Source organism: Pseudomonas sp. DR 5-09 (assembly GCF_001655595.1).
GTDB lineage: Bacteria > Pseudomonadota > Gammaproteobacteria > Pseudomonadales > Pseudomonadaceae > Aquipseudomonas > Aquipseudomonas pharyngis.
In genome coordinates this window covers 864,553-888,969 of record NZ_CP011566.1, presented here as the reverse complement: position 1 = coordinate 888,969, position 24,417 = coordinate 864,553, and the positions used below count along the sequence as shown (strand labels likewise).

Sequence of the window (24,417 nt, the reverse complement as noted above, 5' to 3'; positions counted from 1 at the left end):
TTTCAAGCCTTCTCGTCAATCGAAGGCGAAACTGGCGCCGGCGCCTTGCTGACCACGACCATCGCCGGACGCAGCAGGCGACCGTTGAGCTGGTAGCCCTTCTGGAACACCTTCAGAATGCTGTTCGGCTCCAGGACATCACTTTCCTGCATGGCCATTGCCTGATGTTCCACGGCGTTGAACGGTTCGCCTTCCTGCGGGCTGACAGCTACAAGCTGATAACGCGTGAGGGTGTCGTGAAACATTTTCAGGGTCAGCTCGATGCCTTCGCGCATCGGACGGATGCTTTCGTCATCCGGGCTCGACAGTTCGAGGCCGCGCTCCAGGCTGTCGACGATCGGCAGCAGGTCGCCGGCGAATTTTTCCAGCGCAAACTTGTGCGCCTTTTCGACATCCTGCTCGGCACGGCGGCGGACGTTCTGCAGATCGGCAGCTACGCGCAGCGATTGATCCTGCGCGGCGGCCAATTGCTCTTCGAGCACTTGTACACGGGTCGCCAGGTCATCACCCGAAGTCTCGGGCGCCTGATTGGCTTCTGGGTTTTGCGTATCTACTGTCTGTTCGTCAGCCATAGAATTCTCCTTTCAATATCGTCCGCGAGTTCGATTCGCGCTTCTGCCCCGGTATATGGGGCCGCAAAATCAGGCTTCAAGGGCTGACAACGATTAACCCTACAAAAAAGTGCTGCATTGGCATTCCTGCGCGCGACAAGCATTTGATCGGATCTTCTCCATTGAGCTGAGCGAGGGCATTGTCAGCCCGAAACAAAACACTGTATAAATAACCAGACCTGAAGCCTGGGAGCGGCCTTTATGCTGGTGCACCTGTCCGTACACAACTACGCCATCGTTGAACATCTCGATCTCGAACTCGATCGCGGCATGAGCGTGATTACCGGGGAAACCGGCGCCGGCAAATCGATCATGCTCGACGCCCTGGGCCTGACGCTCGGTGATCGCGCCGACAGCGGCGTGGTGCGACCGGGCGCCGACAAGGCCGATATCCTGGCGACCTTCGATCTGGCGGATATTCCCGAGGCCAGTGCCTGGCTGGCGGAACGCGACCTGGAAACCGACGGTCCGTGCATCCTGCGCCGGGTCATCACGTCCGAAGGTCGCTCACGCGGCTATATAAATGGCACGCCCTGCCCGCTCGGTGACCTCAAGGCACTCGGCGAGCTGCTGATCGATATCCACAGCCAGCACGAACACCAATCCCTGCTCAAGACCGACACCCACCGGCGCCTGCTCGACGAATACGCCGGGGCCACCGATCTGGCACGCCAGGTTCACCTGGCCGCCCAGCGCTGGCGCCAGACCCGTCAGGAGCTGGAACGCTTGTCCAACTCCGGCGACGAACAGCGTGCACGCCATCAATTGCTCAGCTACCAGCTCGAAGAACTGGAAAACCTCGGCCTCGGGGAAAACGAGCTGGAAGAACTGGAGCAGGAACACAAGAACCTGACCAACGCAGAAACCCTGCTCGGCATCTGCCGACAAGTGGTCGAGCAATGCAGCGAAAGCGATTCCGGCAACGTTTTGAATGCCCTTACGGCCAGCCTCAATAGACTGTCGAGCGTGAACAACTCCGTCGGCGCGCTAGGTGAAGCGAGCAGCCTGCTGACCAGTGCGCAGATTCAGGTTGAAGAAGCCGTCGGCGAGCTCAATCGCTTTCTCGACAACTTCGACGCCGACCCAGCGCGCCTGCAATATCTGGAAGAGCGTCTGGATTCCATTTACACACTGGCACGCAAACACCGCATTCAGCCGACGGAAGTGGCAGAGATGCAGCAGAAGCTGCTCGACGAAATCGAAGCGCTGGACGCCAACGATGAATCCATCGAACGCCTCGCCGAGGAACTTGCATCCTATGCCCGCCATTATCAGGAAAAGGCCCGGGAGCTGAGCGAGCTGCGTCATCAAGCAGCCAGCAGCCTGGCCAGCGCGGTGGAACAGGAGATTCAACGCCTAGGCATGCCCGGCGGTCGCTTCACCATCGAATTGCGCGCCAACAACAGCAGCGAACTGCAACCCAATGGCCTGGAACAGGTCGAGCTGCTGGTCAGCGCCAACCCGGGCCAACCGTTGAAGGCCCTGGCCAAAGTGGCGTCCGGCGGTGAGTTGTCACGGATCAGCCTTGCCATCCAGGTAATTACCGCCCAGACCTCTCGCGTACCGACATTGGTATTCGACGAAGTGGACGTGGGGATTGGCGGTCCAACGGCTGAAATCGTCGGCCAGTTGCTGCGTCGCCTCGGGGATCGCGGACAAGTACTGACGGTTACGCACTTGCCGCAAGTCGCGGCTCAGGGGCATCAGCATCTGTTCGTGCACAAGGTGCGAGGCGAGCAGGCCACTCACACGGCTGTTTCGAAGCTGAGCAAGAATGACCGTATAGAAGAAGTCGCACGCATGCTTGGCGGCATCGATCTGACCAAAGAGTCTTTGGCGCACGCGAAAAAGATGGTCGTCACCGCAAAGGTTTAAGCACGCCAGAAAGCACGAAGGCGACCCTTGGGTCGCCTTCGCTCGTTTCGCGAACCTGAAATTCGCGCGACATGCTTACTTTTTGTTGCGTACGTACAGTACGAGATTGTGATCAACCATCTCGTAACCGTGCTTCTCGACGATCGCCTTCTGAAGTTTTTCGATTTCTTCGTCGAAGAATTCGATTACTTCGCCCGACTCCACGTTAACCATATGGTCGTGGTGGCCACCGTCGGCCAATTCGAATACCGCGTGGCCGCCGTCGAAGTTGTGACGGACCACGAGGCCAGCCGCTTCGAACTGGGTCAGAACACGGTAGACCGTGGCCAGACCGACGTCCTCGCCAGCTTCCATCAACGCCTTGTAGACGTCCTCGGCACTCATGTGACGCTGCTCTGTAGAGTCGAGCATTTGCAGGATCTTGACCCGTGGCAGGGTCACTTTGAGGCCGGCTTTGCGTAGTTCGCTATTTTCAACCATGGTCAGCTTTCTCGCGATGCTGCTTCGCAGCTTCTCTTAATGCGGGTATGATCGGCGTTTACGTTGTCCCAGCCAAGATAGTGGAAGTCGCCCACCGATGCAAAACACCAAGCTCTTGCTAACCAGTTTCACCTTTGTGGGACTGCTCGCACTCGCCGGTTGTTCATTCCCCGGGGTTTACAAAATCGACATCCAGCAGGGCAATGTCGTCACGCAGGACATGATAGACCAGTTACGCCCGGGAATGACCCGGCCGCAAGTACGGTTTATCATGGGCAACCCTCTGCTTGCCGACACGTTCCATGCCAATCGCTGGGATTATCTGTACAGCCTGCAACCTGGTGGCGGTGAACGCCAGCAGGAACGCATGAGTGTCATTTTCGACTCGAATGACCGCCTTGTCAGTCTGTCCGGTGACTTCATGCCGGGCGTCAGCCGTGACGAAGCCATTCTCGGCAAGGACAGTGGCACCAGCGTGACCGCTCCTGCTGAGAACACCGAGCAGCCGAAACCGGAAAAACCGGCCAAGCCTGGCTCCTTGCTGGATCAGATCCAGAAGGACGTCGATGGCGTGGAAACCGTTCCGGTTCCAACGCCAGAACCGCTGGACACCTCGCCGCAATAATTTGCGACGCAATAAAAAACCCGGAAATTCCGGGTTTTTTATTGCCTGCCGTTTTGCCAGCCTATTGGTTTCGCGCCTTGGCCTCGGCGGCTTTGGCGGCACGCAGACGACGCACTTCTTTCGGATCAGCCAACAGTGGTCGATAGATCTCGATGCGATCACCTTCCTGAACCTGTCGAGTATCCGGATCAGCGATCACTTTGCCGAAAATCCCCAAGGGACAACTGCTCAGATCCAGCCCCGGAAATTCAGCATCAATCTCCGACGCCATCAGCGCCGCACGCACCGTCGTACCCTCAGCAACACTGATTACACGCAAAACCTGACGATCAACCGCCGCATACACCACTTCGACTTCGATCACCGGCTCAACCATGCATCTGCTTGGCGCGCTGGCAGAACGCGTCCACCAGCGTATTGGCCGCCTGATTGAACAAAGGACCGAGCGTCGCGCGGACCAGCGGCCCGGCGTAGTCGAAGGACAGATCCAGACTGATCTTGCAGGCCTTCTCGTTCAGCGCCTTGAATACCCAGACGCCGTGCAGCTGATTGAACGGTCCCTCCTCCAGGTTCATCTCGATCGACTGCCCCGGCACCAGCGTATTGCGTGTCACGAAGTGCTGACTGAGGCCGCCCTTGGCCACGCCGACACTGGCGCGCATGTGCTCAGGCGAGCTTTCCAGGACTTCAGCAGACGAGCACCACGGCAGAAATTCCGGGTAACGTGCCACGTCATTGACGAGGTCGTAGAGAAATTGCGCCGGATAAGGCAGCAGCGCCGATCGTTGAATATGTGTCGTCATGTAAGCGTCACTTCCAGAGCTGGGCGGCAAACACTACAAGAATGCCGATGGGCGCCACATAGCGCATCAAAAACAGAGACAGGGCGAACAGCGCCGGGCTGCGAATCGACAATTCATCACGTACCGCCTCACGCCCCATCACCCAACCGGCAAACAGCACAAAGCACAGCCCACCGAGCGGCAACATGATGCGCGAGGTGAAGAAGTCGATCACGCCAAAGAAGTCCAGGCCACCGGCCGCACCCCACTGGTAGAGATGGAACACCCCACCATCGTTCACGAAAAATTTGGCTTCCTTCCAGATATTGAAGGAAAACACCGTGCCCAGGCCAACGAACCAGCAGGTGAACGCCAACCAGAATGTCACCCAGGCACGGCTGATTTTAGTCCGCTCGACCAGATAGGCGACCATTGGCTCCAGCAGGGAAATCGCCGAGCTCCAGGCCGCAATGGCCACCAGAACGAAGAACACCACGCCCATCAACTGGCCGAACAGCACGTTACCGAAAGCAAATGGCAGGCTGACAAACATCAGCCCCGGGCCTTCGCTCGGGTTCAAACCACCGGCGAACACAATCGGAAACAAGGCCAGACCGGCCACCAGCGAAACAAAGGTATCGAGCAGCGCCACACCGACGACCGTGCCCGACAGCGAGGCTTCCTTGGTCATGTAGGCGCCGTAGATCATGATCGAGCCCACGCCCACGCTCAGGGAGAAGAACGCGTGGCCCATGGCCGGCAGCAAGCCGTCGAGGACTTTTTCCGGGTGGAAGTCGAACATGAAATGTACGCCTTCCATGAAATGCCCGGTGGTCATGCTGTAACCCAGCAGCACCAGCACCATCACGAACAGCAGCGGCATCATGATCCGCAGGCTGCGCTCGAGCCCGGCGACCACACCCTTGGCAATCACCACCGCCGACAACAGCATGAAAACCGTGTGCCACAGCGTGATACGCCACGGGTCGGCGATGACATTACCGAAGTAGGCTCCGACCTGATCAGCCGTCGCGCCCTGGAAGTCTCCGCGCCCCATATCAATGATGTAATCCAGCGACCAGCCGCCGACCACACTGTAGAAAGACAGGATCAGCAGCGCCGTGATCATCCCGGCGAACGCGCCCCACGACCACTTGCCCGAGTGCCCGGCTTCCCGCGCCAGCACCTTCAGGGCATTCGCCGGACTCTGGCGGGCACGGCGGCCGATCAGGGTTTCGGCGAGCATTACCGGGATGCCGATCAGCGCGATACACGCCAGAAACATCAGCACGAAGGCGCCGCCACCGTAGACCCCGACCATGTAGGGGAATTTCCAGATGCTGCCCAATCCCACGGCCGAACCGGTCGCGGCGAATATGAAAACCCAGCGGCTAGCCCAACTGCCGTGGACAGAAACCTTGTCTGTCGACATCGTTTATCACGCCCAAGCGTTAGAAAAAGAGGCCGCATTGTCCGGGATTCACTCAACCTGCTCAAGCACGCAGCATCACCGTAGCCGACAGCCGTTTATCTCCATATAATGCCGCCCCTATGGCTAAACAGAAGAAACACCCAACAGGGACCATCGCGCAAAACAAAAAGGCGCGACACGATTACTTCATCGAGCACAAGTTCGAGGCTGGTCTGGTCCTGGCCGGCTGGGAAGTAAAAAGTCTGCGGGCAAGCAAGCTGCAACTGGTCGACAGTTACGTGTTGCTCAAGGATGGCGAAGCCTGGTTGCTCGGCAGCCACATCACGCCTCTGATGACCGCCAGCACCCACGTCATTGCCGACCCGGTGCGTACCCGCAAGTTGCTGCTCAACCGCCGCGAGCTGGACAAGCTCGCCGCCGCCGTGCAGCAGAAGGGTTACGCCTGCGTGTGCCTGTCCTGGTACTGGAGCAAGCACATGGTCAAGTGCGAGATCGCGCTGGGCAAGGGCAAGAAGGAATACGACAAGCGTGATACCGAACGCGAACGCGACGCCGGTCGCGAGTTGCAGCGTGCGGTGCGCAACAAGGGCAAGGAAGACTGATTCTTCTGCCTGAATGACCGTTCCCGCGCCTCGCACGGGAGCGGTCTTTTTTACATCCCTTTGCGTCGCTCGGCGCGAGCCATGCGCTGTACTTCCTGCCGCACTTCTTCCAGCACTTCCTGCACATACAGAATGTGTCGGCTGGACACCTCACGCGCCTGTTCCGCGCGACCCTCGATAATCGCCAGATACAACTCCCGATGCTGGGTGATCAGCATGTCGCGAGTTTCCGTGCGCTGCTTGTACATGCCACCGATGTTGGTCACCACGTTGCGCTTGAGCAAATCGAACAGCCCGCGAATGGTGTGCAGCAACACCGCGTTATGACTGGCTTCGGCAATCGCCAGGTGGAATTTCGCATCCGCCGCGCCCTCTTCCGCCCGGCTCACTTCGTCATGACGCGAATAGCAGTCCTGTAACTCTTCAAACGCAGCCGTCAGCCGTTCACGATCCACATCCGTGGCGCGCAATGCTGCGTAATAGGCACACGATGCCTCCAGCGTGTGGCGAAATTCCAGCAGATCGCGCTGCGCCTCGGGATTGCTTTCCAGCAATTGCAGCAGCGGATCGCTGAACGTCGAACCGAGGCTTTCCACGACATAGTTGCCGCCGCCCTGCTTGCTGACCAGCAAGCCCTTGGCCGCAAGCTTCTGAATCGCCTCGCGCAAAGAGGGCCGGGAAACGCCGAACTGTTCCGCCAGTGTCCGCTCGGCTGGCAGGCGCTCGCCGGACTTCAGCGTGCCCTCGAGAATCATCCCTTCCAGTCGCTCAACAATGTCGTCAGACAAACGGCGCTGACGTATCTGATCAAACCCCATCACTCAACTCTCCACCATCCCGACCGCTCGCCGGGCTCTCTATTCTGGCCTATCGACGCTGCGCCGACACCTGCCAGATGACGCCAATTCAACCGGTGCAATCCGATTCGCCGTCCGGTTGTTCGACAAAAGTTTTAGGGCGGCAAATTGACACACCGACATCAAGGCTTTTACCCTAGCCGACAGCACTTGTAAATTGGTCTTACCAATTAACCAAGAACGCTGACAGTGCCTGACCAACAACAATTAGGGGCCACCCCATATGCAAACCTGGCAACAGCTCTACAGCCCGCTCGGCAGTCTCGGCGTGTCCGCACTCGCGGCCGTCATCCCCATCGTTTTCTTCTTCCTCGCCCTTGCGGTGTTCCGCCTCAAAGGTCATGTGGCCGGCAGCATCACGCTCGCCCTGGCCATCGCCGTGGCGATCTTTGCGTTCCAGATGCCGGTCGACATGGCGTTCGCCGCTGCCGGATATGGCTTCGCCTATGGTCTGTGGCCGATTGCCTGGATCATTGTGGCAGCGGTGTTCCTGTACAAACTGACGGTCAAGAGCGGTCAGTTCGAGGTCATCCGCAGCTCGGTGCTGTCGATCACTGACGATCAGCGTCTTCAGGTGCTGTTGATCGGTTTCTGCTTCGGTGCATTCCTGGAAGGCGCCGCCGGTTTCGGCGCGCCAGTGGCGATTACCGCTGCGCTGCTGGTGGGACTCGGCTTCAACCCGCTGTACGCCGCCGGCCTGTGCCTGATTGCCAACACCGCACCGGTTGCGTTCGGCGCACTGGGGATTCCGATCATCGTGGCCGGGCAAGTCACCGGCATCGATGCGTTCAAGATCGGCGCCATGACCGGTCGTCAACTGCCGTTGCTGTCGCTGTTCGTGCCGTTCTGGCTGGTGTTCATGATGGACGGCCTGCGCGGCGTGCGTGAAACTTGGCCGGCGGCGCTGGTCGCAGGCTTGAGCTTTGCCGTCACCCAATACTTCACGTCGAACTTCATCGGCCCGGAACTGCCGGACATCACCTCGGCCCTGGCCAGCCTGATTTCGCTGACCCTGTTCCTGAAGGTCTGGCAACCGAAACGTGCCGCCGGCCAGCACATCGTCGGCGCCGTGTCCGCTTCGGTGGTCAGCGCCAGCGTCGGCGGTTTCGGCCAGAAGCGCACCACCGTCGCTTCGCCTTACAGCCTTGGGGAAATTTTCAAGGCGTGGTCGCCGTTCCTGATCCTCACCGTGCTGGTGACCATCTGGACCCTCAAGCCCTTCAAGGCCATGTTCGCCGCCGGCGGTTCGATGTACGCCTGGGTGTTCAACTTCGCGATCCCGCACCTGGATCAACTGGTGATCAAGACCGCACCGATTGTTGCCGCCCCGACCGCGATCCCGGCCGTGTTCAAACTCGACCCGATCTCCGCGACCGGCACGGCGATTTTCTTCTCCGCGCTGATCTCGATGCTGGTGCTGAAGATCAACTTCAAAACTGGTCTGACCACTTTGAAAGAGACCTTCTACGAACTGCGCTGGCCGATCCTGTCGATCGGCATGGTGCTGGCGTTTGCCTTCGTCACCAACTATTCCGGCATGTCCTCGACCATGGCTCTGGTGCTTGCCGGAACTGGCGCAGCGTTCCCGTTTTTCTCGCCATTCCTTGGCTGGCTCGGCGTGTTCCTCACCGGTTCCGATACTTCATCCAACGCCCTGTTCAGTTCGCTGCAAGCGACCACCGCACACCAGATCGGGGTCAACGACACTCTGTTGGTGGCGGCCAATACCAGCGGTGGCGTGACCGGCAAAATGATCTCGCCACAATCGATCGCCGTGGCCTGCGCAGCAACCGGCCTGGTGGGCAAGGAATCCGATCTGTTCCGCTTCACCCTCAAGCACAGCCTATTCTTTGCAACGATTGTCGGCCTCATCACTTTGGCTCAGGCCTACTGGTTCACCGGCATGCTGGTGCATTAAGCCGACAAGCAACATGGAAAAAACCGACACCGGTTCGTGATTCCGGTGTCAGCAATTCACAACCCGGTCTGTAAGGCTGCTGAAAGCAACGCGCTCTATATTCGGCAGCCTCAACAGACGGATAACCGGGCCCCCCCGGAGACACGCCTGATGAGCGAGCTTTTTTACAACGCTGTGCCCAACGCCACTCGCGTCGCACCGCCACTGCCCGAACCCCGGCAATACCCCGGCGAGAAACCATCGCGGGTCTACCTGTTCGGCACGTGCGTGGTCGACCTGTTCTACCCGGAAGCCGGGATGGACGCGATCCACTTGCTGGAACGCGAAGGCATCCGGGTCGATTACCCGCAAGGGCAGAGCTGCTGCGGACAACCGGCCTACACCTCGGGTTACACCGAGCAGGCACGGACGGTGGCGCGCTCGCAACTGGCGCTGTTTGCCGGGGACTATCCGGTGGTGGTGCCGTCGGGTTCGTGCGCCGGGATGATCCGCGAGCATTACGCCGACTTGTTCAAGGACGAGCCGGAAACGTTGAAACAGGTTCAGGCCCTCGCGGCCCGTACCTATGAGCTGGCCGAGTTTCTGCTGTTCGTCTGCAAGGTGCAGCTCAAGGACAGCGGCGAGCCGGTCAAAGTGGCGCTGCACACTTCGTGTTCGGCGCGACGGGAAATGAACACCCACCTGCACGGCCGCGAGTTGTTGGCGCAGTTGAGCAACGTGGAACGGGTCAACCACGATCACGAAAGCGAATGCTGTGGCTTCGGTGGGACATTCAGCGTCCGTATGCCAGACATTTCCGGCGCGATGGTGGCTGACAAGACCCGGGCGTTGAAGGAATCCGGCGCGCATCAGGTACTCAGTGCCGACTGCGGCTGCCTGATGAACATCAACGGCTCGCTGGAAAAACAGCAGGAAGCACTGCGCGGGCAACACCTGGCGAGCTTCCTCTGGCAACGAACCGGAGGTGCGCGATGAGCACTTCCACCATTATTCCTACGGTTGCCGTAGAAGAAGATTTCCGCACCCGGGCACACAACGCCCTGGGCGACTCGCAGTTACGGAACAACTTCCGCACCGCGATGGATTCACTGATGACCAAGCGGGCAGCGGCTTTCAGCGATGCCCATGAAAGAGAACACTTGCGCGCCCTGGGCAACTCGATCAGGGCGCGTGCGCTCTCCAAGTTGCCCGACCTGCTCGAGCAACTGGAACAGAACCTGACCCGCAACGGTGTGAAAGTGCACTGGGCGGAAACGGTGGACGAGGCCAATGGCATCGTCCTTTCGATCATCCGCGCTCACGAGGCGCGGCAAGTGATCAAGGGCAAATCGATGGTCAGCGAAGAGATGGAGATGAACCATTTCCTCGAGGCTCGGGACATTGAATGTCTGGAGTCCGACATGGGGGAGTACATCGTCCAGCTCGACCACGAGAAGCCTTCACACATAATCATGCCGGCAATCCACAAGAATGCCGGTCAGGTCGCGTCCTTGTTCCACGACAAACTTGGCGTGGAATACACCAAGGACGTTGACCAACTCATTCAGATCGGTCGCAGGGTCCTGCGGCAGAAATTCTTCGAAGCGGACATCGGCGTCTCCGGCGTCAACTTCGCCGTGGCCGAAACCGGCACCCTGCTGCTGGTGGAAAACGAAGGCAACGGCCGCATGACCACCACCGTGCCGCCGGTGCACATCGCCGTTACCGGTATCGAAAAAGTCGTGGAAAACCTGCGCGACGTGGTGCCGCTGCTATCGCTGTTGACCCGCTCGGCGCTGGGCATTCCGATCACCACCTACGTCAACATGATCTCCGGCCCGCGCAAGGAACATGAACTCGACGGCCCGCAGGAAGTGCATCTGGTGCTGCTCGACAACGGTCGCAGCCAGGCTTTCGCCGACAGCGAACTGCGCCAAACCTTGAACTGCATCCGCTGTGGCGCCTGCATGAATCATTGCCCGGTCTACACCCGCGTCGGCGGCCATACCTACGGCGAGGTTTACCCCGGCCCGATCGGCAAAATCATCACCCCGCACATGGTCGGCCTGGCAAAAGTCCCGGATCACCCGAGCGCGTCTTCGCTGTGCGGCGCCTGCGGTGAAGTGTGTCCGGTAAAAATTCCTATTCCTGCACTGCTGCGCCGCCTACGCGAAGAGAACGTCAAAGCCCCCGACAGTCCTCATCAAGTGATGCGCGGCCAGGGCAGCAAGTATTCGCGCAAGGAACGTTTCATCTGGAACGCCTGGGCGAAGCTCAACAGCTCGCCGACCCTGTATCGGCTGTTCGCGTTCTTCGCCACGCGACTGCGCGCCCTGGCGCCGAACAATGTCGGGCCGTGGACGCAGAATCACAGCGCACCGAAACCCGCCGCCCGCTCATTGCATGACATGGCTCGCGAACACCTGGCCAAACAAGGAGACCGTTGATGAGCGCCAAGCAAAATATCCTCGGCAAGTTAAAGAAAAGTCTGACCGGCACCACGCCGATTGCCGACAACTTTGATGTCGATCTGGTGACCCAGCCTTACACCTACAGCACCGAACAACGGATCCCGCAACTGCGCAAACTGATGGAAGCGGTGCACACCGAAATCCACCTGACATCCGCTGATGGGTGGCCGGCGCTGCTGGCGCAACTGCTGCGCGACCGCCAGTTGCCGAGCCTGCTGATCGCACCGACTACGCCGCACGGGCAGCGCATCACACAACACTGGGCGAACAATCCTGATCTGCCGGCGCTGAAATCCTACGACCGGCCGATGGAGGAATGGAAAGCCGAGTTGTTCAACGACACCCCGGCCAGCCTCACCGGCACCCTCGGCGCCATCGCCGCCACCGGCAGCCTGATTCTCTGGCCGACCCGCGAAGAGCCACGGTTGATGAGCCTGGTGCCGCCGGTGCATTTCGCCCTGCTCAAGGCCAGCCAGATTCGTGACAACTTCTATCAGGTGCAGCAGGAATTCGAGTGGGCCCAAGGCATGCCGACCAATGCATTGCTGGTGTCCGGCCCGTCGAAAACCGCCGACATCGAACAAGTGCTGGCCTACGGCGCCCACGGCCCGAAAGACCTGGTGGTGTTGATCCTGGAGGACCAATGACCTTACCGGCGACTTTCCTGCGCGATGCGCAGCAATTGATTCCTGCCGAACGGCGTTTCGACGATCCGCTGTCGACCCTGGCTTTCGGCACCGATGCCAGCTTCTACCGGTTGATTCCGCAACTGGTGATCCGCGTCGAATCCGAAGATGAAGTGGTAGCGCTGCTGAAACTGGCCCAGCGCGATCAGGTCCCGGTGACCTTCCGCGCCGCCGGCACGAGCCTGTCCGGACAGGCGATCAGCGATTCGGTGCTGATCGTGCTTGGGGATAACTGGAACGCGCGTGAAATCCGCGGACAAGGCACACAAATTCGCCTGCAACCGGGGGTAATCGGCGCCCAGGCCAACGCATGGCTCGCGCCATTCGGGCGCAAGATCGGCCCGGATCCGGCGTCGATCAACGCTTGCAAGATCGGCGGCATCGTCGCCAACAACGCCAGCGGCATGTGCTGCGGCACCGCGCAAAACACCTATCACACGCTGGCCGGGATTCGTCTGGTGCTGGCCGACGGCACCCGCCTCGACACCGAAGATGCCGCCAGCGTCGAGGCGTTTCGAGTCAGCCACGGTCAATTGCTGGAACGCCTGGCGAGCTTGGGCCGCGAGACCCGCGCCAATGCCGAACTGGCCGCACGAATTCGCCACAAATACCGTCTGAAAAATACCACCGGCCTGTCGCTCAACGCCCTGGTGGATTTCGATGAGCCTGTGGATATCTTGAGCCACTTGCTGGTCGGTTCCGAAGGCACGCTTGGCTTCATCAGCGCCGTGACTTACGACACGGTGATCGACCACCCGAACAAGGCTTCGGCACTGATCGTTTTCCCGGACGTGGAAACCTGCTGCAACGCCGTCACCGTGCTGAAAAGCCAACCGGTGTCCGCCGTGGAACTGCTCGACCGCCGCAGCCTGCGCTCGGTGCAGGACAAACCTGGCATGCCGGCTTTCGTACAGCAGCTGTCGAACAATGCCTGCGCGCTGTTGATCGAATCCCGCGCCGCCTCTTCCACGTTGCTGCAGGAACAACTGGCGCAGATCATGGCCTCGCTCAGCGCCTTCCCGGTGGAGAAACAGGTCGACTTCACCGAAGACCCGGTCGAAAACGCCCGCCTCTGGGCAATCCGCAAGGACACCTTCCCCGCCGTCGGCGCCGTGCGCAAGACCGGCACCACGGTGATCATCGAAGACGTGACCTTCCCGGTCGAGCAACTGGCCATCGGCGTAAACCGCTTGATCGAGCTGTTCGACAAACACGCCTACGACGAAGCGATCCTTTTCGGACACGCGCTGGAAGGCAATCTGCACTTCGTCTTCACCCAAGGCTTCAACAGCACGGAAGAAGTCGCACGCTATCAGGCGTTCATGGACGACGTGGCGCAACTGGTGGCCGTGGAGTTCGGCGGCTCGCTGAAGGCGGAGCACGGCACCGGGCGCAACATGGCGCCCTTCGTCGAACTGGAATGGGGCAGCGACGCCTATCAATTGATGTGGCAGCTCAAACGCCTGCTCGACCCCAACGGCATTCTCAATCCGGACGTGGTGCTAAGCGAAGATCCGCAGATCCACCTCAAGCACCTGAAACCGCTGCCGGCGGCCGACGAGATTGTGGATAAATGCATCGAGTGCGGTTTCTGCGAACCGGTCTGCCCCTCGAAAGGCCTGACCCTGAGCCCGCGCCAGCGCATCGTGATCTGGCGCGATATCCAGGCGCGAAAACGCGCCGGGATCGACACCACCGAACTGGAAAAAGCCTACGAGTACCAAGGCATCGACACATGCGCTGCGACCGGTTTATGTGCGCAACGCTGCCCTGTAGGAATCAATACCGGCGAGCTGGTGAAAAAGCTGCGCAGCCGTCACGCCACCCATACGAAAACCGCCAACTTAATCGAAGGTAATTTCGCCACCACCCTGCAAGGTGCGCGTTTCACCCTGCATGTGGCCAACGGTGCGCGGATGTTGTTGGGTGCACCGCGGCTGGCGAAGCTTTCGGCAACACTGAGCCGGCTGTCCAAAGGTCAGGTGCCGCTGTGGACCCACGCGATGCCGCAGCCGGAAAAAGCCATTCGCTTCAGCCCGGCCGTGTCGGACGAACGCCCGCGCGTCGTGTATCTGGCAGCCTGCGTCTCGCGGGTGATGGGGCCGGCGGCGGGCGACAAGGAGCAGATGTCGCTGTACGACAAAACCCGTGGTCTGCTGGAAAAGGCCGGTTATCAGGTGGTGTTTCCGGACAATCTGGACAACCTCTGCTGCGGTCAGCCCTTTGCGTCCAAGGGCTACGCCGAACAGGCCGAACACAAGCGTCAGGAGCTGATCGGCGCGCTGCTCCAGGCCAGTCGCGGCGGGCTCGATCCGATCTATTGCGACACCAGCCCCTGCACGCTGCGGCTGGTGCAGGATGTGGGAAATGTTCGCCTGGATCTGTATGACCCTGTGCGATTCATCCGTACGCATCTGATGGATCGGCTCGACTTCACCCCGCAGGAAGCACCGATTGCCGTTCACGTGACCTGCAGCACTCAACATCTGGGGGAAAGCCAGGCGCTGATCGAACTGGCGCGCAAATGCAGCAAGAACGTGGTGATCCCGGAAGGCATTCACTGCTGCGGTTTCGCCGGCGACAAGGGTTTCACCACGCCGGAGCTCAACAGCCATTCGCTGCGAACGCTCAAGGATGCGGTGCAACAGTGCAGCGAGGGGATTTCCACCAGCCGCACCTGTGAGATCGGTCTGACGCAACACGGCGGCATCGACTACCACGGTCTCGTGTATCTGGTGGACCGGGTGACCCGCGCAAAAGCCCCCGCAACTGCCCTCTGAAGAAAAATAGAACCCTTGCGAGCGACCGCAGTCCACAGAACAGGCCCCGAACAATCGGGGCTTGTCCTCCATTCGGTTGCCCGTCCTGACGGCCAGCGAAGTCTGGATCCCTCAGTTCAAGGAGATTCATATGAAACGTTCTGTACTGTTAGGTCTGTTCGTTACTGCCTCGATGATGGCGTCGGCTTCGTTCGCTGCCGACAAGCCCGCTGACCTGTGTGATGCCAATCTGCAAACCATCAACAACGCCAAGGCGCAGGCAATGGCCTCACCCGACCTGAGTCAACGGGTAGAAGCCAGCGTGCAAAAAGCCCAGGCACTCAAGGCCCAGGGCAAGATCGACGAATGCGTGGCTGAAACCCAGCAAACCATTCTGGAAATCCGCAAAACCAGCGGAACCAACAACTGATCGAAGCTCAGGCCAACCTTCGGGTTGGCCTTGTGAGCCGTTTGGCGTACACTGCGCAGGCTTGTTGCTCATAAGCCACACAGAGCGCCAGGCTCGGGGCCGTTTAGGATTCGACGCCGGTTGCGAAACTCTAGGTGCATGCCGACTTGGTAACAGAAGTCGTAAATCCACTGTTGCAACTACTTATAGTTGCCAATGACGACCAATACGGTGCTGCTCTCGCTGCTTAATTGCAGCTGACATGCACTCCTGGTACCTTCGGGTCCAGCAATCATCAGGGGATGTCTGTAAACCCAAAATGATTGTCATATAGAACAGAATCGCCGTGCAGTACGTTGTGGACGAAGCGGCTAAAACTTACACAACTCGCCCAAAGCACCCTGCCCGTCGGGTCGCTGAGGGTTAACTTAATAGACACGGCTACGCATGTAGTACCGACAGCGGAGTACTGGCGGACGGGGGTTCAAATCCCCCCGGCTCCACCACTTCATCATCTAAAGACGTCCACGGACGTCTTTTTTTGTGCCTGAAATCCAGTAAATACAGGGGTTTCAGCGCTTATGGGAGCTTTGGAGAGTTTCGGAGTTCCAGCCGCTTTGGTATCCCAGGTGGTATCCCGGACCGCCAAATGCTATTTTCAGGATACCAAAACGGTGCTGGAGGTAGCCCCATGCCTACTAACGCAACCCGCCTCTCAGATCGCCAGCTCAAGGCGGTCAAGGCAACTGGTAAAGACTTCGTCCTCAGCGACGGCGATGGCTTGCAGCTTCGAGTACGCGCCAGCGGCTCGATGATGTGGAATTTCAATTACCGCGAGCCGTTGACCAGAAGCCGTATCAACATGGCGCTTGGTCCATACCCTGACCTCTCGCTAGCCAACGCCCGGAAGAAAGCCGCAGAGGCACGTGAGCTGCTCGCGTTGGGCACTGATCCCAAAACCCAGCGTGATGAGGTAAGGCAAGCCAAACTTGCTGAGACTGAACACACTTTCGAGAAGGTGGCCACGGCCTGGTTCGAGCTGAAGAAAGACTCCGTAACCAAAGCCTACGCCGAAGATATTTGGAGATCGCTGACGCTTCATGTTTTCCCAAGTATGAAAACAACGCCGCTCTCTCAAATCACTGCTCCTATGGTTATCAAGATCCTTCGCCCAATCGAGGCCAAAGGAAGTCTCGAAACCGTCAAACGATTGAGCCAACGACTCAACGAGATCATGACCTACGGGGTCAACTCCGGGCTGATATTTGCGAACCCCCTCAATGGAATTCGGGCGGTGTTCAAGAAACCCAAAAAAGAGAACATGGCTGCGCTACCACCTGAGGAGCTTCCCGAGCTCATGATGGAAATCGCGAACGCAAGCATCAAGCGCACGACCCGCTGCCTGATCGAATGGCAGTTGCACACGATGACCCGCCCTGCCGAAGCAGCCACCACACGATGGGCAGATATCGACTTCGACAAGCGCATTTGGACCATTCCGCCAGAGCGCATGAAAAAGCGTCGGCCGCACACAATCCCTCTTACCGATCAGGCACTTTCGTTACTGGAGACGCTCAAGCAACTCAGCGGTCACAGAGAGTACGTGTTCCCCTCAGATAGAAACCCCCGCACCCATGCCAATAGCCAGACCGCCAACATGGCGTTGAAGCGCATGGGCTTTCAGGACCGTTTAGTCAGCCACGGCTTGCGCTCGATGGCGAGCACCATCCTGAATGAGCATGGCTGGGACCCGGAGCTGATCGAGGTCGCACTGGCACATGTCGACAAGGACGAAGTTCGTAGCGCCTACAACCGGACGGATTACATCGAACGCCGGCGTCCGATGATGGCTTGGTGGAGTGAATATATCCAGAAGGCGGCCACCGGCAGCCTGTCGGCATCGGCCATCAATCAAACCAGAGATCGCAACGTCGTACCGATTCGCTGAACATCCAAAAGGAACGCGCCACCGGCTACGATCCGTGTCGTGTAGTAGGGCGAAAGGAGTGACGACAATCGCTAGATCTCTGATATGCCTGCGCCTCTTCAGCCAAGCCCCTGAGTATGGGAAGGCTCCGCATTCCCATACTCAGGGGCTCACGCTTAAAGATCTATCAGGCAACCACGACTTTTGCCTTTCTACGGCGGATCAACCCTGCTGTTAACTCGTAGTAGTAGATGGTAGTTGGAGCTGAGCATCGCAAATAGTGCTCCAAAAACCATCTCACGTGCTTTTCTCTCCAGGACCAGGGAGTCGCGCAACCCCAGCGTTCACGAATCACCTTGTGCATCCTTTCTGCTTGCCTGATGTGCCGCTGCTGCGTGGCATGTGCACCTTTGAGCACGGGGCCCAGGAACAACGCTATATCGAACTCGGCCGTCATCGCCGGCCTCCGATGTAGGCACTCACCACATCGATGCGGTTATGTCCCAATTCGTGGCTGATCTGCTGTCGCGCGCGCTGATCAAGCTCTCGATCTTCTCGATGAACACGACCGCCATTGACGGGTGCATTCAAGCCAGTCAGTTGCTCATAGCGCTCACAGGCGTAAGCCGCCCGCAGCTCATGAAAACCTTTCAATCCATGCTCATGCAGGATGTCCCGTGCCGGTCGCACAACTGCCTGCATAAAGTCTTTGTAGCTTTCGCCGGGCACCAACAAATTCCGGCTGCCATTGGGTGAGGTCGCGCTGGCCCAATCCAGGGCATCGCGAACTTGATCCGTTACCGTAATCCAGCGCGGTGCCGAGGCCCCTGATCGACCACCTTTGGTGCCATCCTGGATGTTGATCTTGCCCAGTTGCCGAACCTCACGTTGCAGTCGGGGCAGATCGGCCAGGATCGCTTCGCGCAGGCGCATACCAGTCTCACGGGCGAGGAGCACAATAGCACTCACCCTCGATTGCTGACGATCTGACAGCGCCCGCGCGATCAACTCGACCCGCGCACGGTCTTGGCCTTGCGGAGCCTCACTACGCACGCTTGAACGCTGTAGGCCTAGCGCCTTACTCGGGCTGGGGATTTTGACGTACTGATCACCGCGCAGCGCGGCCAACGTGCGGTTGACGCTGGACAGGCGGTTCTGCGCGGTGGCAATGCCGACGTTGCCCTGATCGACCTGCTCCCGCACGTGGACGGCGTACCGCATGAGGATCTCGCGGTCTATCTGGCGCGCGTCGTTGACCCTCGGTCCTTCATCGGATCGACACCAATGCACGAACGCCTGCCACCGATCGCTATGGGCTTTGACGGTAGCAAAATGGCCGTCGCCAAATAGATCCTTCAGTGCTTGCGGTCCGGCATAGCTGAGCTGGCGACCAAAGCCAAAATTACGCCCCGCTCGCTTACCGACCCGGGCCATTTTTCTGTTCCTGATCGACTGCCGCGAGATCATGCAAAAGGGCTCGCCAGTGCGCACTTACAATCGCGAACTGAGCCCAATCAGTCGGGCGAAAACACAGCGTGTTGTCGGTGACGTAAAGATGCGCACCCTCCTCTTTCAACCATTGAATAATGGCTGTCGTAGAGGCGATAGCTTTATGGGTGGTGGCGACACTGGCGACAGCGGCGACAACCCTCGTCCTGCTTGGTTTTGAGCGTGGCGACAAAGTGGCGACAGTAGCGGCGACAAATCGCGCTTTGGGCTCCTTTTGACGCTGTGCCAGATGGTTGCGCAGCGCTTCATCAAGATTAAACATGGCGCACCTCGAAGGTGTGGCCATCGGTGATCAACCACTGATGATCAATCAACTCGACCAGGAGCTTGGCGGCATGACGACTGCTCTTGCGGGCAAAGCGAGGACCGTTGCGATTCAATTCACGAATACTGAAACGCTTCCAATCTTTGACCTGTAGCCAGCGCAACAGCCGGTCCGCCTCTTCCTTTACCCGACACACTGGCTCCTGCTCAGTCAGGCGCTGGATCTCGGTGAGGTAGTAGCCGACTAAAGCGGAGGCCCGTTGGATATGGTCGACCTCCACGACGCTGCTCTCCTCCACAACTGCAAGAATGCCGGCGACGCGCAGCAGGTTATCGGCGGCCTTTGATCCGCTGGGCCGTACGCTGGCCAGCTCGCCAAACTCCCCCAGCTGAGCTTCGATAGCATCATGCAAATCAATCCAGCGACGGCGGGCTAACGGACTCAGTGTCAACGGTGATAGCCGCAAGGCACCGTCAGCGGAAAGTGACCAAGGCTGATGAAACAGGGCCGAAAGACGGTGGTGATATCGCTTTAGGGCGGGGTCTTTGGACAAGTCGACAGACTGGTAACTGCGTTGTCCGGCCAGACTGGTGGGCCAGGTGATGAGGCAGCGACCGAGAATGCCTTGCCCCTGCAGCAATGGGTCACTGAGTAACTGCATGGCTAGATACGGTTGCAGCATCAGGTGCAGGCTTAAGCGTCGATCGTAAGCTCGCAAGCTTTCACCCGCCATAGACCGCGCGCGATCTATCGGACTGCCGTCCCAGAGTGACGACAAGGTCGTAACCGCTTTCAAACGGTTATCTCGACTCATGGTGCTGCTGCCGAGGAATTGTCCCCCTTCATCGCAGAACAACCCCATGCTCGGCAGGTCATGGCAGAGCCCTTTGATCAGCGCTTCAATAGTTGGGTCCGTGGTAATCAGCCTCGGTGCAGAGGGCTCCGCTTCGAGCGGTACACCGTTCGCGGAGTCGGGATCGGCAGGGTTGATACGCTGCATCTGGCGCTGTGCGGCGAGGTACCGGGCAAGCTGTTCGCGGTAGCGCTGCCACTGCTCACGCTCCCATTGGCGCGCTGGCAGCAATGCAGATCGGTCTGCCGCCGTTTTACGATCCCCCGAAGCTGCCACCGTGATCAGGTACAGCGAGAGGGGATAACTTCTCCCGTCGAGCTGTAAGCCGGCATGACCTTGGGTAGCCAGCGCCGAGGCAGCCAACACCGATTGTGCAGCCAATGCCTGGGGCACGCCGATGACCTCGGCCATGCGCTCCACCGCAGGCCCAAGAATCCCACCCAGTGCCTGCACCGGATAAGGCTGGGCCACGGGATTCGACTCAATCAACGGTCGAGGTGGTCGTGGTAGTTCAAGCTTCGGATCTAACTGCTGCATGGCCCTCTCCTCGTTCATTGCTGGTTGTCCTCACGTAGTCCCGCCACGGTTGTTGAGTGTTATCAGGGATCAAGGCCCCTGCGGCCTGTGAGGTGCTCACTGACGCGGAACGAACGGCTCCTTACAACCGGGAGCGAGGGCATAACCCCATGAATCTGGCCTCCTTAGTCGCATCCGAAGATGCGGGCGGGTAGAGGCTGTGCCGACTGACGAGTTCGGCACCTGGAGATCCGGAGTAGGAGAAGGCAACGACATGGACACCTGGGGCATGCCTGACTGTCAGTCAGATGCAGCCTTTCCATTGGCTGCGGCACCGGTGCCTGTGTCGTTGCGGATGGCGACGAATCGGATTTGTCAGGTCGATTGTCACGAGGAGAGTTGCGGCAACGCCCTGTACGACGTGGCTTGCAGCAGTGGTACGAGCGCCCGTCTCTTTCCAGAAGAAAGAGACGGGCGCGGATTGGCGCAGCGAAGTGTGCCGAGAGGTGAGGTTGCTGCAGTGCAGCGAGGAAGGTCCATCGTCTGCCGCAGTAGGCAGATTGGTCGAGTAGGCATCCATCACTCTTGGGAGTGACCGTGCGAGCCGCCGGACGCTAATCGCACTTGGGGAAGAACCACCACGCGAGTGGCGTAGCCTTAAAGGTTCTGGCTACCTGGGCAGGTGCTGTCAACGACAGCGATCCGTGCGCCAATTGTTATACCCACTCGAAAAGGCGGTCAAGCGGCACCGCCAATGCGCTGAGAAAGTGGCGACTGTCGCCACTTCTGTCGCCATGCTCCAGACCACGTTATACGCGAGTTGTCGCCACTGTCGCCGCTGTCGCCATACCTATATCCATGCCCAACGAAAGGATCCGCTTTGACACTGAAATGGCCCTGCGCCCGATACAGATCACGAGCAATTACTGACGGGTAAAAGAAGGCTGGCGCTGATCAAATTTGAAATGAAAGAGGGGAACGCGGTGGCTGCAAGGAAAAGCGAGTGAACCCTCCGATCGGCGCGATCAAAGATCGCTTAATCGGAGGGTTTGGCGGGAAAAGCAAAGTCTCAAACGTCAATTACAAACTCAGGCATCGATGCTGGTTGACTGGGAAGTGACTGCATCACGTCGCATGATCAGCGTTTGCTGCAATCGCAGCAGAAAACCTGCTTCAAATGCTTCTTGGGGGTCACCTGGACGATGATGCTTTCGGTTTTGCGCCAGTGCCCACCACAGCGGCAATGATGAACCATCGAGCCAGGTCTCAGCGCACCGAACGCCGTCCTCAATCATCGGGCGGAATTCATTGCCCCATGGTGTTCGAAGACCAGGACAGCCTTCAGCTGAAGGGACAGAGACGTACTCACCAACCTGTTGATGAACGCGCTGAGCTGGGATACCGGACAAAGATCGAAACGCCTTGTCGAACAATACAGCCGCGTCATCCAACAGCTCTACCGCCAGCTCAACATCCTGTGGAAAATGAAGCAGGACGCTCTGTGCGCCATTAAGCCGAAGTATTGCAGCCTGCCGTAGTTTAATCGCTGCATCTTCAGGGGTAAGCGATGAAGTATCGATGCTGTTGGGTTTGGGTAGGCCAATGAGAAGCGAAAGATCAAACATCGCGGAATCCTCCGAGATATTGTGCAGCTTGAATCATTAGGCCAGGGTGGCGCACGAGCTTAAAAGGGGGACAGGTCATTTTCCTTATCTCCTCGGACAGTTAAGGAGCCGTCCACCCAGCCGTTCTGACACGAAATGGGTGGCGGACCGTACGGGGGTCAGAAACCGGCGTCCGAGGGAACCGGCCAGGCCGAAGCCTGCCCCGCACGGACCGCCATAGAAAAGCAGCAGCTAAGCCTATGTAAGCACTTAATAGCTGGCTATGGCGCTATGCGCCTCGAACAATTCAGGTTCTGACACCCGGCCACGGGATTGACCGTGACGGGACAAAGCGTAAATGTGAAGCAGTGACAACACAAGCATGCAGTATCAATAAGCTATACATCGAATGAAGCTGCCAGCCAGATGATGACGCTCGACGGTGACTGGTGGCCCTCCACCGCTTCAGGTCTGACCTAGCGACGAATAATGCAGAGTCCGACCACGCTGATAGAATCGGCATGGTTGTACATAACGCCCTTCTGAGAAACGTTATGAATACAGAATTGACGGAAGAAGAGATGCGCCGGGCGCTATTCGGTGATTCTCAGTCCCCTGCGCCAGCATTTAACACACACGTGCAAGACACCGTCTCGGATGTCGTGATGGTACAACCGGTAAACGCAGCGAAGAAAAAGAAAGTCTCAAAAGGCTTCACGCCCAGGCTGAGAGTCACGCTGCGGGTGGGAAATGAATTTGAAGGCAAAATGCACGAGATGGTGCATGAGGCCGATACGCTGAGCTCAATAGTTGCGGAGCAAGAAGCTACAAAGACGGCCAGAAAAAAATTCAGGTTTGTGGAAGTTGTATCGGTCAAGTCGATGTAAGCGCCCCCTCTAATTTGGCACTAAATCGCTTTCTGTTACCGCGGGTCACCCGACCGACCAGTTCGTGTCGATTGAGGCCTTAAACCTCAGTTACGCTAATCATATCGCAGGCTGGATTTAACACTGACGCTCCATCCAAAGTCTTGATACTTAACTGACCGCCAGCTCCCCGCAGCCGAGGGTAGCGACGGGCAGAAACCGGCCAGAAGCGGACGGATTGCAAGCAGAGAAAAGGGGACTGATATAATTTCTGAGAAATAAATCAGTCCCCTTTTCCCTAAGACCGCGGACGCGTCCGAGACGCTTGGCCAACGATCAGCCGCAGACAGCTGCAATGGCAAGTCGCTGACGATGCTGGTCGTCAAATTGTGCCTGGCGGTGTTACCACGGGCCCGCCGGCTCCTAGGCGCAAGGTCGTCTAATTGCCGGACCGCTTATCAGTCAGCATATTGATCAACGCCCTGAGGCCGGATGGTACATGGCGATTCGCCGAGTAATAGAGGCACAGCCCCAGATACGCGGGACACCACTCTTCCAGAACTCGTTTGAGTCGGCCCTCCTTGAGCGCATGTGCTGCAAGATGGTCGGGCACGAAGGCGATCCCTATTCCCTCGATTGCTGCCTCCACCATCAACGATTGATCAGTCAACGTGAGAGGGCCGGGAGCGTTGATCCTTTCGACAGCGCCATGGCGCTCAAACTCCCATCTGTAGATTGCACCACTTTCAAACCGGAAGCGGATGCAATGATGGTCATACAGATCTTGCGGCACTACTGGATATCCGCGTTGCTCGAAGTACTCGGGCGACGCCACTACCGCAAAGCGGACCTCTCCCATAACTGGGATGGCCACCATATCTTTGGGTACTGCTTCCGCTAATCGGATACCCGCATCAAAACCATCGGCAACGATATCGCTCAGCTTGCCATCACTGAATATGTCGAGATGGACGCGAGGATTCTCGCGCAAAAAGCGCGCAAGCACTGGCCACAGTACCAACCGGATGGCGCCCTCACTGGCATTGATTCGCACCGTTCCGCTGGGAGCCTGGTCATTGCTCTCCAGCTCCCGAACGGCTTCTTCAACTGAGGCCATTGCCGGTCTTAGTTTTATGGCCAGGCGCTCTCCCGCCTCGGTCAAGGAGACGCTTCGAGTCGTCCGGTTGAAAAGGCGGACGTTTAACCGTTGTTCGAGAGCCTTGATCGAGTGACTGATCGCTGAGGGCGTCATGTCGAGATCGATTGCGGCGCTGCGGAAACTTCGGTGGGCTGCGACCGCTAAGAATGCGGCAAAGGCCGACAGGTCATTGCCCTTGGATTGGTGAATTACTTTCATCATGGAATCAAATATTGACCAGATTGTCGCGACA

General features: G+C 58.6%; 23 protein-coding genes and 1 other RNA gene. 12 read left to right on the top strand and 12 right to left on the bottom strand.

The features are described from left to right. Positions 1–2: 2 nt before the first annotated feature. Entirely contained in the window at positions 3–572 is a 570-nt protein-coding gene (gene grpE, locus PDR5_RS03875; RefSeq protein WP_039769154.1) for a nucleotide exchange factor GrpE, read from the bottom strand. A gap of 240 nt (positions 573–812) precedes the next feature. Here grpE and recN point away from each other — a divergent pair, with 240 nt between their 5' ends. Then, positions 813–2,486 (top strand): DNA repair protein RecN, encoded by a 1,674-nt coding sequence (recN, locus tag PDR5_RS03870; protein ID WP_064593335.1) that lies wholly within the window; start codon positions 813–815, stop codon positions 2,484–2,486. 75 nt (positions 2,487–2,561) lie between these two features. Here recN and fur read toward each other — a convergent pair whose 3' ends face one another. Next, entirely contained in the window at positions 2,562–2,966 is a 405-nt protein-coding gene (gene fur, locus PDR5_RS03865; protein ID WP_039769149.1) for a ferric iron uptake transcriptional regulator, read from the bottom strand. A gap of 97 nt (positions 2,967–3,063) precedes the next feature. On the opposite strand from fur, the gene PDR5_RS03860 reads away from it, so the two are divergent. Continuing rightward, a complete protein-coding gene (locus PDR5_RS03860; protein ID WP_011332391.1) occupies positions 3,064–3,591 on the top strand; it encodes an outer membrane protein assembly factor BamE in 528 nt (175 codons plus the stop codon). A 61-nt stretch (positions 3,592–3,652) separates the two neighbouring features. On the opposite strand, the gene PDR5_RS03855 is transcribed toward PDR5_RS03860, so the two are convergent. From PDR5_RS03855 to PDR5_RS03845, 3 genes are read right to left on the bottom strand one after another with little or no spacing between them, the layout of a single operon-like run. Next, the gene (locus PDR5_RS03855) at positions 3,653–3,967 is read right to left on the bottom strand and encodes an RnfH family protein (protein ID WP_064593334.1); all 315 of its coding nucleotides are present in this window, start codon (positions 3,965–3,967) and stop codon (positions 3,653–3,655) included. Then, positions 3,960–4,394: a type II toxin-antitoxin system RatA family toxin gene (locus PDR5_RS03850; protein ID WP_003221509.1), complete on the bottom strand. Its 435-nt coding sequence runs from the start codon at positions 4,392–4,394 to the stop codon at positions 3,960–3,962. The genes PDR5_RS03855 and PDR5_RS03850 overlap by 8 nt, the downstream gene beginning before the upstream one ends. Before the next feature lie 7 nt (positions 4,395–4,401). Next, the gene (locus PDR5_RS03845; RefSeq protein ID WP_039769144.1) at positions 4,402–5,805 is read right to left on the bottom strand and encodes a sodium-dependent transporter; all 1,404 of its coding nucleotides are present in this window, start codon (positions 5,803–5,805) and stop codon (positions 4,402–4,404) included. Between the two features lie 119 nt (positions 5,806–5,924). On the opposite strand from PDR5_RS03845, the gene smpB reads away from it, so the two are divergent. After that, positions 5,925–6,407, top strand: coding sequence for an SsrA-binding protein SmpB (smpB, locus tag PDR5_RS03840; protein ID WP_007953781.1), 483 nt, complete (start codon positions 5,925–5,927; stop codon positions 6,405–6,407). A 50-nt stretch (positions 6,408–6,457) separates the two neighbouring features. Here the strand turns inward: smpB and PDR5_RS03835 are convergent, their stop codons facing one another. Next, positions 6,458–7,225: an FCD domain-containing protein gene (locus tag PDR5_RS03835; RefSeq protein ID WP_039769141.1), complete on the bottom strand. Its 768-nt coding sequence runs from the start codon at positions 7,223–7,225 to the stop codon at positions 6,458–6,460. A 262-nt stretch (positions 7,226–7,487) separates the two neighbouring features. Here PDR5_RS03835 and PDR5_RS03830 point away from each other — a divergent pair, with 262 nt between their 5' ends. The 8 genes from PDR5_RS03830 to PDR5_RS03795 all read left to right on the top strand — a co-directional run bounded on the left by PDR5_RS03830 (position 7,488) and on the right by PDR5_RS03795 (position 17,434). After that, positions 7,488–9,182 carry a lactate permease LctP family transporter gene (locus tag PDR5_RS03830; protein WP_064593333.1) on the top strand — a complete coding sequence of 565 codons (1,695 nt, stop codon included), beginning with the start codon at positions 7,488–7,490 and terminating at the stop codon, positions 9,180–9,182. A 150-nt stretch (positions 9,183–9,332) separates the two neighbouring features. Further along, entirely contained in the window at positions 9,333–10,157 is an 825-nt protein-coding gene (locus tag PDR5_RS03825; RefSeq protein WP_064593332.1) for a (Fe-S)-binding protein, read from the top strand. Beyond that, complete coding sequence (locus PDR5_RS03820; protein ID WP_064593331.1) at positions 10,154–11,608, top strand: LutB/LldF family L-lactate oxidation iron-sulfur protein; 1,455 nt, start codon at positions 10,154–10,156, stop codon at positions 11,606–11,608. The genes PDR5_RS03825 and PDR5_RS03820 overlap by 4 nt, the downstream gene beginning before the upstream one ends. Next, complete coding sequence (locus tag PDR5_RS03815; protein WP_039769132.1) at positions 11,608–12,279, top strand: LutC/YkgG family protein; 672 nt, start codon at positions 11,608–11,610, stop codon at positions 12,277–12,279. Before PDR5_RS03820 ends, PDR5_RS03815 begins: the two co-directional genes overlap by 1 nt. Beyond that, the gene (locus PDR5_RS03810) at positions 12,276–15,098 is read left to right on the top strand and encodes an FAD-binding and (Fe-S)-binding domain-containing protein (RefSeq protein ID WP_064593330.1); all 2,823 of its coding nucleotides are present in this window, start codon (positions 12,276–12,278) and stop codon (positions 15,096–15,098) included. The genes PDR5_RS03815 and PDR5_RS03810 overlap by 4 nt, the downstream gene beginning before the upstream one ends. A 130-nt stretch (positions 15,099–15,228) precedes the next feature. Further along, positions 15,229–15,507: a hypothetical protein gene (locus PDR5_RS03805; protein ID WP_011332383.1), complete on the top strand. Its 279-nt coding sequence runs from the start codon at positions 15,229–15,231 to the stop codon at positions 15,505–15,507. A gap of 95 nt (positions 15,508–15,602) precedes the next feature. Beyond that, positions 15,603–15,992: a transfer-messenger RNA gene (ssrA, locus tag PDR5_RS03800) on the top strand. 185 nt (positions 15,993–16,177) lie between these two features. Beyond that, positions 16,178–17,434 (top strand): integrase domain-containing protein, encoded by a 1,257-nt coding sequence (locus PDR5_RS03795; protein WP_064593329.1) that lies wholly within the window; start codon positions 16,178–16,180, stop codon positions 17,432–17,434. Positions 17,435–17,600: 166 nt separating this feature from the next. On the opposite strand, the gene PDR5_RS30010 is transcribed toward PDR5_RS03795, so the two are convergent. The 5 genes from PDR5_RS30010 to PDR5_RS03770 all read right to left on the bottom strand — a co-directional run bounded on the left by PDR5_RS30010 (position 17,601) and on the right by PDR5_RS03770 (position 22,181). Next, positions 17,601–17,870 carry a hypothetical protein gene (locus PDR5_RS30010; protein WP_064593328.1) on the bottom strand — a complete coding sequence of 90 codons (270 nt, stop codon included), beginning with the start codon at positions 17,868–17,870 and terminating at the stop codon, positions 17,601–17,603. Then, positions 17,867–18,847 carry an integrase domain-containing protein gene (locus tag PDR5_RS03785; RefSeq protein ID WP_064593327.1) on the bottom strand — a complete coding sequence of 327 codons (981 nt, stop codon included), beginning with the start codon at positions 18,845–18,847 and terminating at the stop codon, positions 17,867–17,869. Before PDR5_RS03785 ends, PDR5_RS30010 begins: the two co-directional genes overlap by 4 nt. After that, positions 18,831–19,184, bottom strand: a complete 354-nt coding sequence (locus PDR5_RS03780) for a hypothetical protein (RefSeq protein WP_064593326.1) — start codon at positions 19,182–19,184, stop codon at positions 18,831–18,833. Before PDR5_RS03780 ends, PDR5_RS03785 begins: the two co-directional genes overlap by 17 nt. Next, positions 19,177–20,577: a YfjI family protein gene (locus PDR5_RS03775; RefSeq protein WP_064600667.1), complete on the bottom strand. Its 1,401-nt coding sequence runs from the start codon at positions 20,575–20,577 to the stop codon at positions 19,177–19,179. Before PDR5_RS03775 ends, PDR5_RS03780 begins: the two co-directional genes overlap by 8 nt. 1,067 nt (positions 20,578–21,644) lie before the next feature. After that, the gene (locus PDR5_RS03770; RefSeq protein WP_064593325.1) at positions 21,645–22,181 is read right to left on the bottom strand and encodes a LasR-specific antiactivator QslA; all 537 of its coding nucleotides are present in this window, start codon (positions 22,179–22,181) and stop codon (positions 21,645–21,647) included. 533 nt (positions 22,182–22,714) lie between these two features. On the opposite strand from PDR5_RS03770, the gene PDR5_RS03765 reads away from it, so the two are divergent. Then, positions 22,715–23,047, top strand: coding sequence for a hypothetical protein (locus PDR5_RS03765; RefSeq protein WP_063325169.1), 333 nt, complete (start codon positions 22,715–22,717; stop codon positions 23,045–23,047). Positions 23,048–23,465: 418 nt separating this feature from the next. On the opposite strand, the gene PDR5_RS03760 is transcribed toward PDR5_RS03765, so the two are convergent. Further along, a complete protein-coding gene (locus PDR5_RS03760) occupies positions 23,466–24,383 on the bottom strand; it encodes a LysR family transcriptional regulator (RefSeq protein ID WP_064593324.1) in 918 nt (305 codons plus the stop codon). Positions 24,384–24,417 lie beyond the last annotated feature (34 nt).

Bases quoted from the DNA above. Each gene is read 5' to 3' on its own strand.
- PDR5_RS03785 (WP_064593327.1), bottom strand. From the start codon at position 18,847: ATGGCCCGGGTCGGTAAGCGAGCGGGGCGTAATTTTGGCTTTGGTCGC.
- PDR5_RS03770 (WP_064593325.1), bottom strand. From the start codon at position 22,181: ATGTTTGATCTTTCGCTTCTCATTGGCCTACCCAAACCCAACAGCATC.
- PDR5_RS30010 (WP_064593328.1), bottom strand. From the start codon at position 17,870: ATGACGGCCGAGTTCGATATAGCGTTGTTCCTGGGCCCCGTGCTCAAA.
- PDR5_RS03850 (WP_003221509.1), bottom strand. From the start codon at position 4,394: ATGACGACACATATTCAACGATCGGCGCTGCTGCCTTATCCGGCGCAA.
- PDR5_RS03765 (WP_063325169.1), top strand. From the start codon at position 22,715: ATGAATACAGAATTGACGGAAGAAGAGATGCGCCGGGCGCTATTCGGT.
- PDR5_RS03860 (WP_011332391.1), top strand. From the start codon at position 3,064: ATGCAAAACACCAAGCTCTTGCTAACCAGTTTCACCTTTGTGGGACTG.
- PDR5_RS03825 (WP_064593332.1), top strand. From the start codon at position 9,333: ATGAGCGAGCTTTTTTACAACGCTGTGCCCAACGCCACTCGCGTCGCA.
- smpB (WP_007953781.1), top strand. From the start codon at position 5,925: ATGGCTAAACAGAAGAAACACCCAACAGGGACCATCGCGCAAAACAAA.
- grpE (WP_039769154.1), bottom strand. From the start codon at position 572: ATGGCTGACGAACAGACAGTAGATACGCAAAACCCAGAAGCCAATCAG.
- PDR5_RS03855 (WP_064593334.1), bottom strand. From the start codon at position 3,967: ATGGTTGAGCCGGTGATCGAAGTCGAAGTGGTGTATGCGGCGGTTGAT.
- PDR5_RS03820 (WP_064593331.1), top strand. From the start codon at position 10,154: ATGAGCACTTCCACCATTATTCCTACGGTTGCCGTAGAAGAAGATTTC.
- PDR5_RS03805 (WP_011332383.1), top strand. From the start codon at position 15,229: ATGAAACGTTCTGTACTGTTAGGTCTGTTCGTTACTGCCTCGATGATG.
- recN (WP_064593335.1), top strand. From the start codon at position 813: ATGCTGGTGCACCTGTCCGTACACAACTACGCCATCGTTGAACATCTC.
- PDR5_RS03795 (WP_064593329.1), top strand. From the start codon at position 16,178: ATGCCTACTAACGCAACCCGCCTCTCAGATCGCCAGCTCAAGGCGGTC.
- PDR5_RS03780 (WP_064593326.1), bottom strand. From the start codon at position 19,184: ATGTTTAATCTTGATGAAGCGCTGCGCAACCATCTGGCACAGCGTCAA.
- PDR5_RS03815 (WP_039769132.1), top strand. From the start codon at position 11,608: ATGAGCGCCAAGCAAAATATCCTCGGCAAGTTAAAGAAAAGTCTGACC.
- PDR5_RS03845 (WP_039769144.1), bottom strand. From the start codon at position 5,805: ATGTCGACAGACAAGGTTTCTGTCCACGGCAGTTGGGCTAGCCGCTGG.
- PDR5_RS03830 (WP_064593333.1), top strand. From the start codon at position 7,488: ATGCAAACCTGGCAACAGCTCTACAGCCCGCTCGGCAGTCTCGGCGTG.
- PDR5_RS03760 (WP_064593324.1), bottom strand. From the start codon at position 24,383: ATGAAAGTAATTCACCAATCCAAGGGCAATGACCTGTCGGCCTTTGCC.
- PDR5_RS03810 (WP_064593330.1), top strand. From the start codon at position 12,276: ATGACCTTACCGGCGACTTTCCTGCGCGATGCGCAGCAATTGATTCCT.
- PDR5_RS03775 (WP_064600667.1), bottom strand. From the start codon at position 20,577: ATGCAGCAGTTAGATCCGAAGCTTGAACTACCACGACCACCTCGACCG.
- fur (WP_039769149.1), bottom strand. From the start codon at position 2,966: ATGGTTGAAAATAGCGAACTACGCAAAGCCGGCCTCAAAGTGACCCTG.
- PDR5_RS03835 (WP_039769141.1), bottom strand. From the start codon at position 7,225: ATGGGGTTTGATCAGATACGTCAGCGCCGTTTGTCTGACGACATTGTT.